We start from the raw sequence: 17,451 nt of genomic DNA, 5'->3' as shown, positions 1-17,451 counted from the left end.
TGATGATGGCTCATAAGATAATTATAAGTGGTGGGGGAACCGGAGGACATATCTTCCCAGCGATCGCAATAGCGAATGCTTTGCGTGCTATCGACCCAACTGTTGAGATTCTCTTCGTGGGTGCACATGGTCGTATGGAGATGGAAAAGGTACCCGCAGCTGGTTATCAAATTAAGGGATTGGATATTCAAGGGATCAATCGACAGTCGCTGTTTAAAAATCTTTTGTTACCCTTTAAGTTAATTTCAAGTTTGTGGACCTCGCGGCGAATAATTAAAGAGTTTAAGGCAGAAGTTGCCGTTGGTGTGGGTGGTTTTGCATCGGGGCCGCTATTGATGGCCGCTAACATGATGGGTATACCGACGCTAATACAAGAACAGAATTCTTATGCGGGCGTCACCAACAAGAGGCTCGGCGGAAAAGCAAAGAAAATCTGTGTTGCGTATGAGCAGATGGAAAGATTTTTTCCTACAGATAAACTGCTGCTCACCGGCAATCCTGTTCGTCGTGCATCCGTCGAAATTCATGGTAAACGTGAGGAGGCACACCTGCATTTTGGGATAAAGACGACAAAGAAAACGATTTTGGTTACCGGGGGAAGTTTAGGGGCAAATACCTTAAATACATGCGTTCGCCAGGCGCTGGGAAAGCTTCAAGAGGCAGATATCCAGGTGATTTGGCAATGTGGTAGTTATTATGTGGATTCATTGCAAGCAGATCTCGAAGGTGAGCTTTCTGAAAATGTGAAATTGATGCCGTTTTTACAACGGATGGATTATGCTTATGCGGCTGCAGATATTGTAATATCACGGGCGGGAGCAGGGACTATTTCTGAATTATGTGTTGTTGGTAAGCCAGTAGTGCTCGTACCATCTCCAAATGTTGCCGAGGACCATCAAACCAAGAATGCTGATGCTTTAGTACGTAAAGGCGCCGCCGTGATGATTAAAGACCGTGAAGCGACCGATATATTGATGACGACTGTTCTTAATCTACTCGATCACCCTGAACAATGTGCGTCTTTGGGCCGGGAAATAAATAAGATGGCGAAGCTCGATGCTGACGTCAATATAGCAAATGAAGTGTTGAAATTAATAAGATAAATGATGAATATCGACCATATTAAACGTGTTTACCTTCTAGGAATTGGAGGGATAGGAATGAGTGGGCTTGCTCGTTACTTCCATCACCTAGGGTGTGAGGTTGAAGGGTACGATAGAACCGAGACCGAATTAACCAAAGCGCTGGTAGCAGAGGGTATCCGTGTTATTTATCAGGACGATACTTCGTTAGTGCCCGATTCGTTTAATGAGCCGTCGAAGGAAAATTTAGTGATTTTCACGCCTGCTGTGCCACAAGATCTATCCATAAAGAGGGCTTTACTAGACAGTGGCGTTCGTCTTTATAAGCGGTCCGAAGTGCTAGGGATTATCAGTGCAAGTAGGTTTACTATTGCCGTAGCTGGAACGCATGGGAAGACAACAACCTCAACGATGATTGCTCATGTACTGAAAGATTCAGGTTACGACTGTTCGGCTTTTTTGGGTGGCATAAGTTCGAATTATAACACGAATGTGTTGTATGGAGAAAATAATGTTGTAGTAGTGGAAGCCGATGAATATGATCGTTCATTCCTGACATTACATCCGAACATAGCAATAGTTACCTCGAGCGATGCCGATCATTTGGATATCTATGGTGATGAGAAACATTTATTGGAATCTTTCGAGCTGTTTTTAGCGCGTGTTGTCGAGAATGGTACGAAGATCGTCAAAAAGGGACTCCCATTTGAAGGTTCTGTCCGTTATGCCTTAGAGGACAAGGCCGATGCATATGCCGCAAATATTCGAATTGAAAACGATGCTTTTCATTTTGATTTTTATGGAAAAGACGATACTATATTAAATATCCATTTGGGGATAGCTGGTATTCACAATGTGGAAAATGCCGTAGCCGCAATTGTCGTTGCCTTGGAATTAGGAATATCGGTCGAGAAAATAAAACAAGCTCTGTCCTCGTTCCGAGGTGCGAAAAGACGTTTTGAATATGTTGCACGCAATGAGCGCTCGATTTATATTGATGATTACGCACATCATCCCGAAGAATTAAAAGCTTTTTTAGCTTCGGTTAGAAAATTATACCCAAATCGGGAACTAACTGTTGTGTTTCAGCCACATCTGTTCAGCAGAACCCGAGATTTTGTGGATGGATTCGCCCAAGCTTTAAGTAGCGCAGACGTTCTGTTGTTAATGGATATTTATCCCGCACGAGAAATCCCGATAGAAGGCGTAAATGCTAGATGGTTATTCGATAAAGTAGAACTGGAAAATAAACGTCTTGTAACGCCCGAACAAGTTTTGGAATATGCGAAACAGGAAAAACCAGCATTGATCGTCACAATGGGGGCCGGAGATATTGATAAATTGGTTAAACCATTAAAGGAGATTATTGAACATGCTTAAATTTGTTCATAACATACCGTGGCGCATTGTAGGCTATTTCTTTTTAGCAGCTATTGGTCTGTTCGGTATTGGTATGCTAATGAGTTTGGTTAAGACGAAAGATACTGTTCAAATCTGCACTTCGATGAAAGTGATGGTTGAAGGTAAAGAAACATTTATTGATCAGCATGATATTTCTGATTTGGTCAACAAAGAGTTTGGTAGAATTGTTGGAACGGAACTCGCAACACTGCCATCCGAGCAAATTGAAAAGGCATTGTTGAAACTGCCTTATGTTGCTACTGCGGAGGTACATGCAGACATGGACGGCGTTCTACAGATTGCAGTCACACAACGAGAAGTGATATTGCGTATAGTAAACAATGTCGGACAGGAATATTATGTCGATACTGACGGCGCAAAGGTTCCTGTAACATTAAAATATGTTCCACACGTTTTGGTGGCAAATGGAAATATAACGGAGGGTTATAAGACCGCGTTGGATACTATTCAAACACAGCTTGTAAAAGATCTATTGTCGATTGTAAAGCATGTTAAGAATGATCCCCTTTGGAGCAATCAAATCGTTCAACTTTTTGTGAACGAGCAAAAAGATATAGAAATAATACCGCGGGTTGGCACCCAACAGCTTCTTTTAGGAGATGCGGATAATTTAGATGGAAAGCTTGATCGTCTGTCCATCTTTTATACGAAGATTTTACCAAAAGTTGGTTCAGATGCCTACAAAACGGTAAATGTAAAATTCGATGATCAGATAATTTGTGAACGTAAAGGCAGTTGGGTACTGGATAGTTTGCAAATGAAATTAAAAATGAACTAGAAAACAGAAATAATAACAGCAACAAAATACACAGCATATGAAACCAAGATTAGCAGAAAACGAGAGAGAAAATCCAATTATCGTAGGATTGGATATCGGTACAACAAAAATTTGTGTAACCGTTGGTCGTCGTAGTGGTACGAATAAGATCGAATTGTTGGGTGTGGGGAAAGCAGAATCTTCGGGGGTGAACCGTGGCGTAGTGGCCAACATCCAAAAAACAGTGGGCAGTATTAGAGAAGCAGTGTCGATAGCTGAATCTCAATCTAATGTCGACATTAAAGTTGTTAGCGTGGGGATTGCTGGTCAACATATAAAAAGTATTCAACACCGAGGTATCTTAACTAAACGAGATTATGACGAAGTCGGACGCATGGATGTCGAACAATTGATTTCGGACATGTACAAGTTGGTGCTTCCTCCGGGTGAGGAGATTATTCACGTTCTTCCGCAGGAATTTACAATTGATAACGAGCCTGGAATTAAAGAACCGATTGGTATGGCTGGTAGGCGTGTAGAGGCTAATTTTCATATTATTTCTGGTCGGGTGACCGACATTCGTAATATCAAGCGTTGCGTTGATAATTCGGATTTAGAAGTGTCATCGTTAGTGCTTGAACCTCTTGCATCATCTGAAGCTGTGTTAGATGAAGAGGAAAAAACTGCTGGTGTTGTTTTAGTTGATATTGGGGGGGGGACTACGGACCTCGCTATCTTCCATGAAGGAATTATTCGTCACACGGCGGTGATTCCATTGGGCGGGAATATAGTAACGGAAGATATTAAACAAGGTTGTTCCGTTTTGCGTAATCAGGCTGAACAATTAAAGGTTCGTTATGGTTCTGCTTTAGCCGATGAGAATAAAGATAACGAAGTTATCTGTGTGCCGGGTATTCGAGGACGCGAGGCGAAAGAAATATCCGTAAAAAACTTGGCCTATATTATCCAAGCTCGGATGGAAGAGATTATCGAGCACGTATATTACGAAATTAAGTCTTCAGGCTACGAAGATAAACTTATTGCTGGTATCGTTATCACTGGTGGAGGTGCTCAGTTGAGACATTTGGTCCAGTTGGTGGAGTACATTACGGGCATTGGGTGTAGAATCGGTTATCCAAATGAGTTTTTGGCTAAAACCGAAATGCTGAACAAACAAGCCTTAGAAGAATTAAAGAGCCCGATGTACGCCACCTCGATTGGTTTATTGATAAAAGGGGTGCAGAATATTGAAGAAGATGATGCAACCCATCAGGAAGTGGTCTCTAAATCAGCGCCAAAAGAGAAGGTTACAGAGATTGCGGAGGAGAAGCGGAAAAAGGAAAGCTGGTTTACAAAGATTCTCTCGGATTTTATTAAAGATGACGCGGGAATTGACGACGACACCTTTATTGGAAAGAAGTAGTTTTCCACAACGGATAATTTTTCCACAAATTAACAATTGTGGAAAACTGTTGTGAAGATTTTGGTATTATTACATTGTATTGTTGAATCTGTTTTTGGTTTTCTAAATGGTTTAACAAGAGTTAAATAGGGTAAATTTATGTCGATGCAATTTGAAATGTTAAAGGAACAATCATCAATAATTAAGGTTATTGGGGTTGGTGGAGGCGGCGGAAATGCCGTTAATCACATGTACTTGCAAGGAATAAGTGGGGTTGATTTTATCGTTTGCAATACCGATGCGCAGGCGTTAGAGCTTAGTCCAATTCCTAATAAGGTGCAATTGGGAACAAGTTTGACTGAAGGAATGGGCGCAGGTGCCGATCCGGATGTCGGTGAAAATTCCGCGATTGAAAGTATTGAGGATATCAAACGTATGTTAGGTACCAATACAAAAATGCTTTTTATCACTGCAGGAATGGGTGGCGGTACTGGAACTGGTGCGAGTCCCGTATTAGCTAAAGCAGCAAAAGAACTTGGCATTTTAACCGTTGCAATCATAACTACCCCTTTTACATTCGAAGGTAAACGTCGTCGTTCCCAGGCCGAAGAAGGATTAGAAGAATTACGGAAATATGTGGATTCGTATTTAGTAATCTCTAACGATCGTTTACGAGAGATCTTTGGCAACTTAACAATGACTGCTGCATTTGCTAAAGCAGATGATATATTAACGACAGCAGCAAAAGGTATTGCCGAAATTATCACGATTCCTGGTTATGTAAACGTTGACTTTAAAGACGTTCGAACCGTGATGAATGATAGTGGTGTAGCAATAATGGGTAATGCGGTGTCTAAAGGTGAAAACCGAGCCATTGAAGCGGTGACAGGTGCACTTGCTTCGCCTTTATTGAAAGATAATGAGATCGAAGGTGCTCGCTATATATTATTGAACATAACATCGGGTACCAAAGAAGTAACGATGGACGAGGTTGCAATCGTTACGGATTACATTCAGGAGAAAGCTGGCTTGTCAGCTGACTTGATTTGGGGTAATTGTATCGATGAGAATTTCGAAGATGAATTATCCGTAACAATTATTGCCACCGGTTTTCAGACTGCGGAGCAGCGTGTGAAAGAAAAGGAAAAAGAAAAAATTGCATTGCCGCTAACACCAGAGCCTACGGCTAATCAATTTGTAAAGCCTGTTGTTCAAAATCAGTTTTCTACCGAGCCTACTGATCCTACTCAGCCTTTCATTAAGCCCGTGCAAGATACAGTTGTTTCGACTCCGACTCCTAAGCCTGCGCCATCGGCAGATTTGTTTACCTCGCCAAAGCCTATTAACTCGGCGGTTACAAAGCCGCAAGAGGAGCCTCAAATAATACGTCATACATTAAGTTTCGATGACCCAGAGGATGTTTCGGAAAAGGAAGACGATACGCAAGGGTACGAATTAAAGACTTCGCCATCGGTATTTGAGTTTAAACTGCCGTCTGTGTTTGATAATTATAATGCGAAAGACGAAGGGACGAAAGAGGAAAGTGCGCCACTTGAAAAAATGCAGTCAGAATCGGCCGCTTCGGCATCGATTGAACAAGATAATAAAGAAATAGATTTCGAAGATCAACTAATGAAAACTAAGGAGCGTATTTTACGCTTAAAAGAGTTGAGTATGAAATTGAAATCGAGCAATGGTTTGCAGGAGCTAGAAACGGAACCTGCTTATAAAAGAAGACAAAAGCCGCTAGATGAGGTTCCTCATTCATCACAGTCTCAGGTATCTCGTTTTACGTTGTCCTTTGATGATGGTGAAACAGAAATTCGTCCTAATAACTCGTTTTTACATGACAATGTAGATTAATAATTACCCTATTATAAAAGGAGGACGGCGATGCTGTCCTTTTTTTGTTTAACGAATAATTTAATTTAAAACTTGGAATGTCAAATAAACTAAACAACCCGATTTGGGTAATGAGTTCTGCTTATGATAAGCTGCCCCTGGATCAATTGATTGAAGTCTCAAAAAATGTAGGTGCGCAGGGAATTGATTTATGTGTTTTTCGCAAAGATGGAACACGTACGGACCATACGGCCACACATTTGGACTACGAGAATTTTTCTACCGAGGATGCTAAAATTTTGCTAGATAAATTTAATACGGCTCAATTAGGTCTCTCTCTTGGTGCATTCGAGAACATGATCGGTGGCGAGGAAAAAGAGCGTGTTGCAAACCAAAACCATTTGCTCCGCTTGATCCGAATAGCTCACCTATTAGGTGGTGATCGTAATGACGTTAAAGTCGGTACTTTTGTCGGCTATAATCATGATCTGGGTAATCAGATCGATGGATTCGAAAAGAATTTAGAAGAGTATCAACGTGTTTTTACGCCGATTGTAAAATATGCGGAGGATTTGGGTGTGACGATCGTCTATGAAAACTGCCCGATGGAAGGGTGGCGTTCTGCTCGGTATACATCAACCTATAATAACTTGCCTGGTGTACTTGCGGCACGTAAATTAATGTATGCTATGATTCCTAGTCCGGCACACGGCGAAATTTATGACCCGTCGCACGATATATGGCAAAATAATAATCCTGTTGATGTAATTTCGCAAATGGATATGAATCGTCTTAAACGCATCCACGTAAAGACGACGCGTAACTTGAAGACAAAGGCTCGTGTGGAATGGGGAGGGATGTATCCTATGCAGCATGTAAGTGAAGCACTTGCTAGTCGGGCTGGTGTTGATATACCTGAGCACGATTGGGATCGTCATCACTATGAGGCAATGTTACCTGGTTTTGGAGGTACAGATCATATGGATTGGAATGATTTTGTATCGATATTGCAGGAGCGTGGGTTTAACGGCCCGTTTGAAATCGAGAATGAAGCGAAAAATTCTAAAGATACCGGCAATGTGCATGCGACCAACCAAGGTTTTGCACACTGCATTGGTTTTCTAGCACCATTGCTTTGGGATATAGATTGTAATCAGGGTTACGTTTACCCTAAATCGCAAGGTAATCTTCAAGTGCCAAGCGTTTCTGATATTCCTGAAATTACTATTGATCGATTGTAACGGAGCTACAGTCTTGAAAATATGGGGCATAACGGTCTCAACAGTGGGGTGGCTTCCTGGAGATTTAAATAGTCTCTAGGAAGCCACCCCACTTTTTAAAAAGAATAAAAATAGAATTATATTGCTATTGGAAGTCTCCAGTATGAAGCTTGTAAATCTCTATTAACTCCGGGATATTGTTTATATTTAGCTTTTCAAAAATTCTACTTTTATAGGTGCTAACGGTTGAGGAACTTAACCCCATTAGATTTGCAACTTCCAAAATTCCAAGCCCTTTTATGAGGTGTTTTGCAACGTCCATCTCGCGATTCGACAGTTGAAATAATGGGTTATTCTCATTAAATGAAGCTTTGCTACTGGTGATTTTTTGTACATAAAGCTCATTTACTGTGTCGGACATGTATTTCCCGCGCGATTCGATACTTTGTATTGCATTTTTTAATTCTGACATGGCCGTGTTTTTATTAAGGTAGCCAGCGGCGCCGGCGCCAATATACCGTAGGGCATATAAGTTCTCCTCGTAGGAAGAAAATACGAGAATTTTGATTGATGGCAGAATCGATAGTATTTTCTTTATCACGTTGATATTGTTCCCCCCAGGCATGTTTATGTCAAGAAGGATTAGATCGATCGGGGAATTATTCAGCGTCGCGTATACTTCATCGTAGGTCTGTGCCTGCAAAATTGTTGCTGTCGGCAATGTCTCCTTGATAATAACAGAGGCTCCTAGCCTAACGATGCTGTGGTCGTCCGCAATTAAAATGTTTTTCATAGGTTTAAGGCAGGAGTCACGCGTTATCCGTAGAGGGTGTGCGTGAGGAATGCGCCTGCGTATCGCTGCTTCCTGTTAATAATTATTGTTAATATCCCCTTATTTCCGTCGTTTTGCTGTCGTGATTTTTTTAGTATCGACGGCTTGTTTAGCATCTATTTTAATGATAGTTCGTAAACGTGCTCGACATAACATTCAAGTGGCAACAAAGTAATGTCCTTTTTATTAAGCTTCGTTAATAATTAGTCGTCTTTTACAAGGTCGCGTTCAATTTCTTATGTTTCGTAAGTAATGTTTGTTATCGTCGTTTCTCCCGCTGTGCAATTTCAAAATAGTTAACGAACAGCTTGCAGTTTTCATTTAATAGGCAGCTGATCATTTCTTGTATCTCAATATCTAAATTTAAGAAAATTATGCTAAACTTTTAGAGGAGTCTTTCCTAAAATAAAAATTAACTGATCCCGACCAATTGTCTTAATATTGTCATGGATTTGTGTATATTTATGTATACATTCATGTTTGTTAAAAATAGTTAATAGTTAAATTATGGGATTTGTAAAAGAATTTAAAGAGTTTGCAATGCGCGGAAGCGTAGTTGATCTCGCTATCGGTGTTGTTATCGGCGCTGCGTTCGGGAAAATTGTTACTTCATTAGTGGCTGATATTATTATGCCTCCAGTTGGGTATATAACTGGCGGGGTTGATTTTGCAAGTTTAAAATACGTAATGAAAGAAGCGAATGAGGCAGCTGGAGTTGCCGAGGTATCGATAAACTACGGTAACTTTATCAATGTGGTAATTCAGTTTTTGATTGTCGCCATGTGTATCTTTGCGGTGATTAAAGCGATGAATTCAATGAAAAAGAAAGAGATTGCAGCACCGGAAGCGCCGGCAGCCCCTACCAAGGAAGAAGTGTTGCTAACAGAGATCAGAGATTTACTCGGATCTAAATAGCGACACTAAAAGTCTAACGCACAGGCATAGCCACCGCTCGATCGGTGGCTATATTTTTCAGGTGGTTTTGTGATTGTTAGTGGTAATAAAAAAAGAGAATAATGTTTGCTTATTTTCTAAAATTACCTTACTTTTGCATTCCCCTTGGAGGGAACAAGTTGATTAAAAATATTTAAAATAAGCAATATAGCGTCATGAAAAGAACATTTCAGCCTTCGCAAAGAAAAAGAAGAAATAAGCACGGATTCAGAGAGCGTATGAGTTCTGCTAACGGTAGAAGAGTATTGGCTTCTCGTAGAGCTAAAGGTAGAAAGCGCTTAAGCGTTTCTGACGAATACCGTCACAAAGGTTAATATGTGTATGCGGTGACTGCTGAAGGCTTGTACGCCGACATAAAGTCATTATGAAACATACATTTAAAAAAGAAGAACGATTGTGTAGTAAAAGGTTGATTGATAGACTTTTTCATGATGGTTCTTCTTTTGTTGTATATCCCTATCGGGTTGTATTTAAGTCATTTGATCCTCTTGCCAAAGAGGTTCCCTTACAATCCATCCTCTCTGTATCTAAACGAAGGTTTAAAAGAGCTGTTGACCGAAACTTTATTAAGCGACGAATGCGCGAGGCGTTTCGATTGCAAAAGTACGTACTCGTAGAGTTCCTTGAAGAACATTCGTTACATTTGCTTCTTGCATTACAATATATAGGAAAGGGGAGTGATATGCCTGCATCAACAGATTTACATCTGCGGATGCTGACCGTGATAGAAAGATTGAAGGATGAAAGTAGTAAATTATATCTGGGAAAAGTTGATTAAAACGCCTTTGCAAGGGGTTTTTGTATTCATTATCCGTCTTTATCAGATGTTTCTATCTCCACTGCTTGGTGCGAATTGCCGCTATTCTCCTACCTGCTCACAATATGGCAAAGAAGCTATATTGAAGTATGGTCCATTTAAAGGGGGGTATTTGGCAATTCGGCGTATTCTTCGTTGTCATCCTTGGGGTGGTCACGGACATGACCCCGTTCCATAGTGAAGAAATATGAAAGATATCTTTATTCTGCAAATAGAAACGGCTACTTCTGTTTGCTCTGTAGCAATTAGTAAATCGGGAGAAACAGTCGCTGTTATAGAATCTGCCGAACCGAATATTCATGCGAGCTACTTAACACTTTTTATAAACCAGGCATTAGTAAAAGCCGGGATTTCAATGTCGCAGCTTGATGCGGTTGCCGTAAGTATGGGGCCTGGGTCTTATACAGGACTTCGAATTGGGGTGTCTACCGCCAAAGGAGTGTGTTATGGTCTGGGTTTGCCTCTAGTGGCAGTGGATACATTAGATGCGATGGCCTGCGGCTTTTCCAAAGCCGTGGAAGTTAAAGCCGATCAGATCTTGGTTCCGATGATAGATGCTCGTCGGATGGAAGTTTATACGGCGCAGTATACAAGCAAGCTGCGGAGATTGGACGAAACCAAAGCGCGCATAATTGACGGCGATTCATTTGCACCTGATCAGAGCAATTTTGTGCTGTTTGGCACTGGAGCTGATAAGTTTATTGATCTGTTTTCTGCAACACCTAATGTAGCTGTTACAACGCAATTTTATAATTCAGCCGCCCACTTAAGTGATTTAGCTTTTAAAAGATTTCAAACCGAACAATTCGAAGATATTATTTATTTTGAACCTTTCTACTTAAAGGATTTTATCGCAAGTACACCTAAGTCGCGGTAGTTATAGCCATTTACGTTTTCGAAACCAGTAGTAGATCAAAAGTGCTAAAATCGCCATCAACAGCAGGACTGAGGGATATCCGTAGTACCAGTCTAATTCAGGCATATTTCTAAAATTCATCCCATAGATGCCAACGATAAAGGTCAGTGGCATGAAAAATACGGATATGATCGTCAGCGTACGCATTATATCGTTGGTGTGATTAGACTCGATGTTGAAGTAGATAGAGAGTAATTGCGTTGTGTTTTCTGCTGTATTACGATAAAGCGTCGAGCACCTATTGTATGCATCTTTCAGATCCTGTGTATATATGGTATTAAACGCTGAAACATGAAAGAATTCAACTATATCTCTGTATAGGGTAAGTATAATGCGAATCAAGTCTACCTGTCGCTTAATATAGTACAACTGGCGTAAAAACCCTTTTTTTCGTTTATGCAAGAAAACCATTTCTTCATAATTATCGAGGCGTGGCGTTAGTTTATTGATGAGTAGGTTTTCAAAAGTTTTAAGCGCTTCGTAGGCAATCTGGATAATTAAGTGTTTGCTTGTTGTTATCTTTTTAGCGGGGTAGTTTTCGATTAACCTGTCTAGGTAGGTAATCGAACCGCGGTGGACAGTAATCACAAACTTATCGCCAAAAAATAAAGACACGCGTTGCGAAATTTCCGTAAGGGTATCCGAGAAATTACCTAACTCGGTAGGGATAGATCGAATGATTAGAAAGTGATAGGCTTCGAATTCTTCTATTTTTGGAAGCTCTCCTGCCTGTAGGCAGTCGTCGATTGACGCGTCGTGGAGTTTATATTTCTCTTTTAGGTCCGCGAAATCGGCTAAAGTTGGTTCCGAAATGTCAATCCACTCAAATCCTGAGGAAGGGTGTTCTAATATTTTTCTAACCATGGTTAAGCCGTTTAATGGTTAAACAAGATATTAATCAATCCATTAAAATCCAAATCGAAACTGACCGAAACTAAAATAAAAAAACGGCATTCTATTTTATTAGAAAGCCGTTCTATAGAACTAATAAGAAGTCCTTATTTTTTTTCTTTGTCGTTTTTCGCTTTATACTCTTTGTTTAGAGCCTCGATCACCTCGTTTGTAATCTCAAGTTTTGAATCCGCGTATAATACGGTTGGGTTGGATTTTGAGTAAGTTAATACAAGTTTGTATCCGTTTTCCTGTGCGTGTTTTTTCAAGTATTCAGAGATGGTCGTGTACACATTGTTAAATTCAGTTGACTCGTCTTGTGCGAGAGAGGCCGAAGCATTTTGATCCAATTTACCAAGCTCCTCTTGTTTACGCGCTAATTTTTCTTCAGTCGCTTGGCGATCTGAGGCACTCATTGAGGCGGCCTTTTGTTGGTATTCTGCAACCTCACGTTGAAATGCTTGACCTTTTGATTGTAAGTTACTTTGTGCCTTTTTTACTTTAGACTCAAGTTTAGTTCTGATATCTTTAAAGTATTCGTATTTTTCTGATAGGGTGTCGGAGTTGATATAAGCGATTTTACCATCTGTTGCAGCTCCCGATGCTGTTGAAGCGGAATCTGTCGATACACTTGCGGCGGTGTTTTGGTTCTGGTTACAAGAAGCGGCAGCGATAACAACCGTCAATCCAAGGGTAACTTTCGTTAATGTTATAAATAGTTTATTCATTCCTTTTAAATTTTTCTATTTCTGATTCGAAAAGCAAACCTAATATAAAAAAATTATATTTTAGTGTTTCTGGAAATTTTCTTGTAAATAAATTGATTTATTTTAGGTTTTTATTAAAAGCCTAAGATCGACTTTATATTTGATTTTTAGCGGAAAAATTCGTATTTTTGAATGTTAAACAGTACTCATTTTAATTAAATTTCATGAGCGAAGAAAAGAATAATATGTCAACGTACTCCGCTGATAATATCCAGGTTTTGGAAGGGTTAGAGGCGGTACGTAAGAGGCCTTCCATGTACATTGGAGATACCGGTGTTAAAGGTTTGCATCATTTGGTATATGAGGTTGTCGATAACTCTATTGATGAGGCGGTTGCTGGGTATTGTAGTAATATCAAGACGATCATCCATGCGGATAATTCGATATCGGTCTCGGATGACGGGCGGGGTATTCCTACAGGTATTAACAAGAAGGAAAATAAATCGGCGCTTGAACTTGTTATGACGATTTTACATGCCGGCGGTAAATTTGACAAAGATACCTATAAAGTCTCTGGTGGTTTGCACGGGGTAGGTGTTTCCTGTGTGAATGCGCTTTCTTCTCATTTGTCGGCGGTCGTATATCGCGATGGGAAAATTTTTCAACAGGAATATGAAAAGGGGAAACCGCAATATGAAGTTAAGGAAATTGGCGAGAGCGACGTAACCGGCACAACAGTAACGTTTAGCCCTGACATGGAGATTTTCACCATGACCACGGTATATAATTACGATACCTTGGCAAACAGGCTTCGTGAGCTTGCTTTTTTAAATAAAGGTATACGCTTAGTTTTAATAGATGAGCGCGAGCAAAACGAGGATGGAACATTCAAGGAAGACGTATTCTTCTCGGAGGGCGGATTGCAGGAATTTGTTAAATTCTTAGACGGTACGCGTCAGTCGCTGATTGCTGAACCGATATACGTAGAGGGAATAAAGCAAGGAATCCCCGTAGAACTAGCTTTACAGTATAATGATACTTATTCTGAGAACGTACATTCTTACGTGAATAATATTAATACGATTGAGGGCGGAACGCACGTCGCGGGTTTCCGTAGAGGTCTGACGCGCACGCTAAAAACGTATGCGGACAAATCTGGGCTGCTTAAGAATCTTAAGGTAGATGTTACTGGAGATGATTTCCGTGAAGGTTTAACGGCCGTGATATCCGTTAAAGTTGCAGAGCCTCAATTTGAAGGACAGACGAAAACAAAATTAGGAAATAATGAAGTGATGGGCGCGGTTGACATCGCGGTTGGCGAGATATTGAGTGCTTACCTCGAAGAAAATCCCCGTGAGGCGAAAGTCATTGTCCAAAAAGTAATTATTGCTGCTCAAGCACGTGCTGCAGCTCGTAAAGCGCGAGAACTGGTACAACGTAAGACGGTAATGGGTGGTTCTGGTTTACCGGGTAAATTGGCTGACTGTTCGGATAACGACCCTGCTAAATGTGAGATATTCTTTGTCGAGGGAGACTCCGCGGGTGGAACCGCGAAGCAAGGCCGTAATCGCCGCTTTCAAGCCATTATGCCCCTTCGTGGTAAGATTCTTAACGTCGAGAAAGCGATGGAGCATAAGATCTATGAAAATGAAGAGATTAAAAATATGTTTACTGCGCTTGGGGTTAGCGTCGGTACGCCGGAGGATTCAAAGGCTTTAAATATAGATAAGTTACGTTATCATAAAATCATTATCATGACCGATGCGGATGTCGATGGATCGCATATTGCAACCTTGATTTTAACCTTCTATTTCCGTTATATGAAAGAGTTGATCGAAAGAGGATATGTGTATATAGCCACGCCGCCGCTTTATCAGGTGAAAAAGGGACGGGAATCTGAATACGCGTGGTCAGAAGATCAACGTGCGGCAGCCGTTCAGCGTTTGAAAGGGAACGGTAAAGAAGATTCGGTAGGCATACAGCGATACAAAGGTCTTGGTGAAATGAATGCCGAACAGTTATGGCTAACAACCATGAATCCGGAACATCGTACCCTTCGCCAAGTAACAATCGATAACGCGGCTGAATGTGATCGTATCTTCTCTATGTTGATGGGCGATGAAGTTGCGCCTCGTCGCGAGTTTATAGAACGCAATGCACGTTATGCAAAAATCGATGTATAATTTGCACATTAGATAAAAATGTAAAGTCTAGCGTAACAGCTAGGCTTTTTTTATATATTGGGGTATCTTTATAATAGATTATGTCAAATATCGATTTTATTCTTGAAGAGAAGGCTGCTGATATTGGTAATTTTCTTGTCGGAAGGTTATTACCGTTTCGGCAGAAACGATCTATTGGGCCATTTGTTTTTATTGATCACATGGGTCCGGTTTGTCTATCTGAATATCAAAATCTAGACGTGGCTCCGCATCCGCACATTGGACTATCAACACTCACCTATCTTTTTGAAGGAGCGATAATGCATCGCGATAGTATGGGGAATGAAATTGAGATTCAGCCTGGGGCGGTTAATTGGATGACGGCAGGAAAAGGCGTAGCACATTCAGAACGTACACCTGAGTATCTACGGACGAGTGATAAGTGCCTCCATGGTCTTCAAATTTGGGTAGCACTTCCTAAGGAAATTGAATTTATGGAGCCTGAGTTTTTTCATATTGATGCATCTGCTATACCGGTGTGGGATGACCAAGGCGTATCTTATAAATTGATCGCTGGAGAAGCCTTTGGTAAAAAATCGAAGGTGCCCGTATATTCTCCCTTGTATATGATTGAAATCAGCACTACAAAAAACGTTACGCTGGATATCGGCCCCGAGCTTTTTGGGGAGAGCGGGTTGTATATCCTCGACGGAGAGATTGAGAATTCTGGAAATGTTTATGGCCCGAAGCAGATATTGATTACTAAAGACGCACGTTTATGCTCTTTTTCAATGCGCGCCAATACGACCGTATACATATTTGGCGGTGAACCATTTGCCGAGGAACGTTTTATTTTCTGGAATTTTGTTGCTACGGATAAACAAATTATAGCGAACGCGAGGGATCGATGGCGAGATCACCAATTTCCAAAGGTAATAAACGATGACGGCTACGTACCGCTTCCCGAATCTAAATTAAAGTAGTTATTTTAGATGATAGACAATTCCAATTCCTAAGTTCCACATTTCACTAAAGTCAACTGCGCTGGCATTCTTTACATAGTTAATCACGCGTTTATCGGTAGCCCCTAACTCGTAGTATATTCCCCAGTTGTTGATGCGAGCTTCGCTACCGATAAATATCGAAACATTGAGAGCGGTCGGGAAGTAGTAGTAACCATTGTCATAGTGATGTGGTAGACTCAGAAAATACTTGTCTCCGAAGGAGTAGTTGTAGAACATCCCTACATTTAACCAGTTCACCGCTATGTTTTGTTTTTCGTACTTACGGTACAAGGTGGCGTACTTCCCTTTAAGTGTTACTGAGTGAATTGGGGAATCTGCATATTTTGATGGTACAACCCCATAGAATAGGTCTGCCTTCCACTTTTTATTTTTAGTCTGATAGCCTATGCCCGCTGAAAACATACCGATATTTCCCGCGTACTGAATTTTTACGTTGCTAGGCATAATCTTATAGAAGAATGAAGTGGAATCCTTGATTTGCGCCGGTAATTGGATGGAACACAAAAAGCAGAGCAAGAATATTGTGCGTGTTTTATAATTTTTCATTAAAATGTGATAAGTCGCTGATGTGCGGTATTTCCTTCGACAGTTACCAATATAAAAGATCTAGAAATTAAAGATGGTGCTACCAAGTAGTTCATGCCATCATCGTAGGGTTGATCAAATAAATAGGTATGGGTATGGCCATGTAGGGAGAGTAGAGACCTAGATTCGTTTGCCAGGAGCTCCGCATAGGGCATTTGGATATTAGGATCAAAATCCGATGAATAGGGAGGGACATGCGCTAAATAAATTATATTTTTTATATCCTCGTCCGAGTGTTGCTGCGATTTTATCCAATTCAAATTGGGAAGTGTTCCGTCAAATGAAGCCTCACGTGAATTGCTGTTAAAGGCAATGAACTTTGTAGATCCAAAATTGAAAGTAAAATCGTCTGGTCCGAAATAACGTCTATATACTTCGCTTCCATTTCCCAACATATCATGGTTGCCGATAACACCAACGACAGGGAATTTTAGCTTACGTATATCGTCGTAATAGAGGTTGAATTCAAAATTGGCGCCATAATCCGAATAATCTCCACCGTGCAATACGAATGAAATACTATCTAAGGAAAGATTGTTATTCGCGAATTCAACGAAATCTTGTAACTCTGCGTAGGCAATTTGTGTATCGGATATAAAGAGGAATGAAAAGGTATCCTTCGGCACGAGTTCTTGAATGCGTTCGATTGCTTTCAGATTCATATTTCGTGTCAATGGTTTCACCTCGAGCACTGAATATTGAAAGTTTCGTTTGCAAGAGGAAAGGAATAGCAGCGCTAACGCCATTATGGGCAGTAATGTATATCGATAGCTCGTCATGAAATAGAGTAATTTTTTACAAGGTTATAAATTTAATAATTAACCATTGTAATTGAAA

The 17,451-nt window shown here is 40.6% G+C and carries 18 protein-coding genes; 13 read left to right on the top strand and 5 right to left on the bottom strand.

Features of this window, described 5'->3' with window-relative positions; all coding sequences use genetic code 11:
- Window positions 1-5: 5 nt before the first annotated feature.
- From murG to FM107_RS06200, 6 genes are all read left to right on the top strand, one after another.
- Window positions 6-1,103, top strand: coding sequence for an undecaprenyldiphospho-muramoylpentapeptide beta-N-acetylglucosaminyltransferase (murG, locus tag FM107_RS06225; protein ID WP_086947959.1), 1,098 nt, complete (start codon window positions 6-8; stop codon window positions 1,101-1,103).
- 3 nt (window positions 1,104-1,106) lie between these two features.
- Window positions 1,107-2,462 carry a UDP-N-acetylmuramate--L-alanine ligase gene (gene murC / locus FM107_RS06220; protein WP_086947958.1) on the top strand — a complete coding sequence of 452 codons (1,356 nt, stop codon included), beginning with the start codon at window positions 1,107-1,109 and terminating at the stop codon, window positions 2,460-2,462.
- Window positions 2,455-3,282 (top strand): cell division protein FtsQ/DivIB, encoded by an 828-nt coding sequence (locus FM107_RS06215; RefSeq protein WP_086947651.1) that lies wholly within the window; start codon window positions 2,455-2,457, stop codon window positions 3,280-3,282. The genes murC and FM107_RS06215 overlap by 8 nt, the downstream gene beginning before the upstream one ends.
- Window positions 3,283-3,319: 37 nt before the next feature.
- Window positions 3,320-4,684, top strand: coding sequence for a cell division protein FtsA (ftsA, locus tag FM107_RS06210; RefSeq protein WP_086947650.1), 1,365 nt, complete (start codon window positions 3,320-3,322; stop codon window positions 4,682-4,684).
- A 144-nt stretch (window positions 4,685-4,828) separates the two neighbouring features.
- Window positions 4,829-6,526 carry a cell division protein FtsZ gene (gene ftsZ, locus FM107_RS06205; protein ID WP_179204428.1) on the top strand — a complete coding sequence of 566 codons (1,698 nt, stop codon included), beginning with the start codon at window positions 4,829-4,831 and terminating at the stop codon, window positions 6,524-6,526.
- 77 nt (window positions 6,527-6,603) lie between these two features.
- The gene (locus FM107_RS06200) at window positions 6,604-7,746 is read left to right on the top strand and encodes a sugar phosphate isomerase/epimerase (protein ID WP_086947648.1); all 1,143 of its coding nucleotides are present in this window, start codon (window positions 6,604-6,606) and stop codon (window positions 7,744-7,746) included.
- A gap of 124 nt (window positions 7,747-7,870) precedes the next feature.
- Here FM107_RS06200 and FM107_RS06195 read toward each other — a convergent pair whose 3' ends face one another.
- Window positions 7,871-8,518 carry a response regulator transcription factor gene (locus FM107_RS06195; protein WP_086947647.1) on the bottom strand — a complete coding sequence of 216 codons (648 nt, stop codon included), beginning with the start codon at window positions 8,516-8,518 and terminating at the stop codon, window positions 7,871-7,873.
- 546 nt (window positions 8,519-9,064) lie between these two features.
- Between FM107_RS06195 and mscL the strand changes: the two genes are divergently transcribed.
- The 5 genes from mscL to tsaB all read left to right on the top strand — a co-directional run bounded on the left by mscL (window position 9,065) and on the right by tsaB (window position 11,205).
- Window positions 9,065-9,472 carry a large-conductance mechanosensitive channel protein MscL gene (gene mscL, locus FM107_RS06190; protein ID WP_086947646.1) on the top strand — a complete coding sequence of 136 codons (408 nt, stop codon included), beginning with the start codon at window positions 9,065-9,067 and terminating at the stop codon, window positions 9,470-9,472.
- Between the two features lie 194 nt (window positions 9,473-9,666).
- Window positions 9,667-9,825, top strand: a complete 159-nt coding sequence (gene rpmH / locus FM107_RS06185) for a 50S ribosomal protein L34 (protein WP_086947645.1) — start codon at window positions 9,667-9,669, stop codon at window positions 9,823-9,825.
- Between the two features lie 50 nt (window positions 9,826-9,875).
- Window positions 9,876-10,289: a ribonuclease P protein component gene (locus FM107_RS06180; protein WP_256959378.1), complete on the top strand. Its 414-nt coding sequence runs from the start codon at window positions 9,876-9,878 to the stop codon at window positions 10,287-10,289.
- Window positions 10,252-10,506 carry a membrane protein insertion efficiency factor YidD gene (yidD, locus tag FM107_RS06175; RefSeq protein WP_086947643.1) on the top strand — a complete coding sequence of 85 codons (255 nt, stop codon included), beginning with the start codon at window positions 10,252-10,254 and terminating at the stop codon, window positions 10,504-10,506. The genes FM107_RS06180 and yidD overlap by 38 nt, the downstream gene beginning before the upstream one ends.
- Window positions 10,507-10,515: 9 nt before the next feature.
- Window positions 10,516-11,205 carry a tRNA (adenosine(37)-N6)-threonylcarbamoyltransferase complex dimerization subunit type 1 TsaB gene (gene tsaB, locus FM107_RS06170; RefSeq protein WP_086947642.1) on the top strand — a complete coding sequence of 230 codons (690 nt, stop codon included), beginning with the start codon at window positions 10,516-10,518 and terminating at the stop codon, window positions 11,203-11,205.
- Here tsaB and FM107_RS06165 read toward each other — a convergent pair whose 3' ends face one another.
- On the bottom strand, window positions 11,206-12,108 hold the full coding sequence (locus FM107_RS06165; protein WP_086947641.1) for a CorA family divalent cation transporter: 903 nt from the start codon (window positions 12,106-12,108) through the stop codon (window positions 11,206-11,208).
- Window positions 12,109-12,242: 134 nt separating this feature from the next.
- The gene (locus tag FM107_RS06160) at window positions 12,243-12,863 is read right to left on the bottom strand and encodes an OmpH family outer membrane protein (protein ID WP_086947640.1); all 621 of its coding nucleotides are present in this window, start codon (window positions 12,861-12,863) and stop codon (window positions 12,243-12,245) included.
- A 203-nt stretch (window positions 12,864-13,066) separates the two neighbouring features.
- On the opposite strand from FM107_RS06160, the gene gyrB reads away from it, so the two are divergent.
- Together gyrB and FM107_RS06150 are read left to right on the top strand one after the other, a co-directional pair.
- A complete protein-coding gene (gyrB, locus tag FM107_RS06155; protein WP_086947639.1) occupies window positions 13,067-15,025 on the top strand; it encodes a DNA topoisomerase (ATP-hydrolyzing) subunit B in 1,959 nt (652 codons plus the stop codon).
- An 80-nt stretch (window positions 15,026-15,105) separates the two neighbouring features.
- Window positions 15,106-15,987 (top strand): pirin family protein, encoded by an 882-nt coding sequence (locus tag FM107_RS06150; RefSeq protein WP_086947638.1) that lies wholly within the window; start codon window positions 15,106-15,108, stop codon window positions 15,985-15,987.
- Here FM107_RS06150 and FM107_RS06145 read toward each other — a convergent pair whose 3' ends face one another.
- Both FM107_RS06145 and FM107_RS06140 read right to left on the bottom strand, forming a co-directional pair.
- Entirely contained in the window at window positions 15,988-16,575 is a 588-nt protein-coding gene (locus tag FM107_RS06145; RefSeq protein ID WP_086947637.1) for a hypothetical protein, read from the bottom strand.
- Window positions 16,575-17,393, bottom strand: a complete 819-nt coding sequence (locus FM107_RS06140) for a metallophosphoesterase (RefSeq protein ID WP_086947636.1) — start codon at window positions 17,391-17,393, stop codon at window positions 16,575-16,577. Before FM107_RS06140 ends, FM107_RS06145 begins: the two co-directional genes overlap by 1 nt.
- Window positions 17,394-17,451 lie beyond the last annotated feature (58 nt).

The sequence above is a fragment of the Sphingobacterium sp. JB170 genome (assembly GCF_900163865.1).
GTDB lineage: Bacteria > Bacteroidota > Bacteroidia > Sphingobacteriales > Sphingobacteriaceae > Sphingobacterium.
Note: the sequence above shows the minus strand (reverse complement) of the source record. Positions and strands in the feature narration are given on the sequence as shown.

What these genes read in the sequence shown, in the direction of transcription:
- ftsZ (WP_179204428.1), top strand. Translation starts at nt 4,829, where the DNA reads ATGCAATTTGAAATGTTAAAGGAACAATCATCAATAATTAAGGTTATT.
- FM107_RS06160 (WP_086947640.1), bottom strand. Translation starts at nt 12,863, where the DNA reads ATGAATAAACTATTTATAACATTAACGAAAGTTACCCTTGGATTGACG.
- gyrB (WP_086947639.1), top strand. Translation starts at nt 13,067, where the DNA reads ATGAGCGAAGAAAAGAATAATATGTCAACGTACTCCGCTGATAATATC.
- FM107_RS06200 (WP_086947648.1), top strand. Translation starts at nt 6,604, where the DNA reads ATGTCAAATAAACTAAACAACCCGATTTGGGTAATGAGTTCTGCTTAT.
- yidD (WP_086947643.1), top strand. Translation starts at nt 10,252, where the DNA reads ATGAAAGTAGTAAATTATATCTGGGAAAAGTTGATTAAAACGCCTTTG.
- murG (WP_086947959.1), top strand. Translation starts at nt 6, where the DNA reads ATGGCTCATAAGATAATTATAAGTGGTGGGGGAACCGGAGGACATATC.
- ftsA (WP_086947650.1), top strand. Translation starts at nt 3,320, where the DNA reads ATGAAACCAAGATTAGCAGAAAACGAGAGAGAAAATCCAATTATCGTA.
- FM107_RS06215 (WP_086947651.1), top strand. Translation starts at nt 2,455, where the DNA reads ATGCTTAAATTTGTTCATAACATACCGTGGCGCATTGTAGGCTATTTC.
- FM107_RS06140 (WP_086947636.1), bottom strand. Translation starts at nt 17,393, where the DNA reads ATGACGAGCTATCGATATACATTACTGCCCATAATGGCGTTAGCGCTG.
- mscL (WP_086947646.1), top strand. Translation starts at nt 9,065, where the DNA reads ATGGGATTTGTAAAAGAATTTAAAGAGTTTGCAATGCGCGGAAGCGTA.
- FM107_RS06195 (WP_086947647.1), bottom strand. Translation starts at nt 8,518, where the DNA reads ATGAAAAACATTTTAATTGCGGACGACCACAGCATCGTTAGGCTAGGA.
- murC (WP_086947958.1), top strand. Translation starts at nt 1,107, where the DNA reads ATGAATATCGACCATATTAAACGTGTTTACCTTCTAGGAATTGGAGGG.
- FM107_RS06165 (WP_086947641.1), bottom strand. Translation starts at nt 12,108, where the DNA reads ATGGTTAGAAAAATATTAGAACACCCTTCCTCAGGATTTGAGTGGATT.
- FM107_RS06180 (WP_256959378.1), top strand. Translation starts at nt 9,876, where the DNA reads ATGAAACATACATTTAAAAAAGAAGAACGATTGTGTAGTAAAAGGTTG.
- tsaB (WP_086947642.1), top strand. Translation starts at nt 10,516, where the DNA reads ATGAAAGATATCTTTATTCTGCAAATAGAAACGGCTACTTCTGTTTGC.
- rpmH (WP_086947645.1), top strand. Translation starts at nt 9,667, where the DNA reads ATGAAAAGAACATTTCAGCCTTCGCAAAGAAAAAGAAGAAATAAGCAC.
- FM107_RS06145 (WP_086947637.1), bottom strand. Translation starts at nt 16,575, where the DNA reads ATGAAAAATTATAAAACACGCACAATATTCTTGCTCTGCTTTTTGTGT.
- FM107_RS06150 (WP_086947638.1), top strand. Translation starts at nt 15,106, where the DNA reads ATGTCAAATATCGATTTTATTCTTGAAGAGAAGGCTGCTGATATTGGT.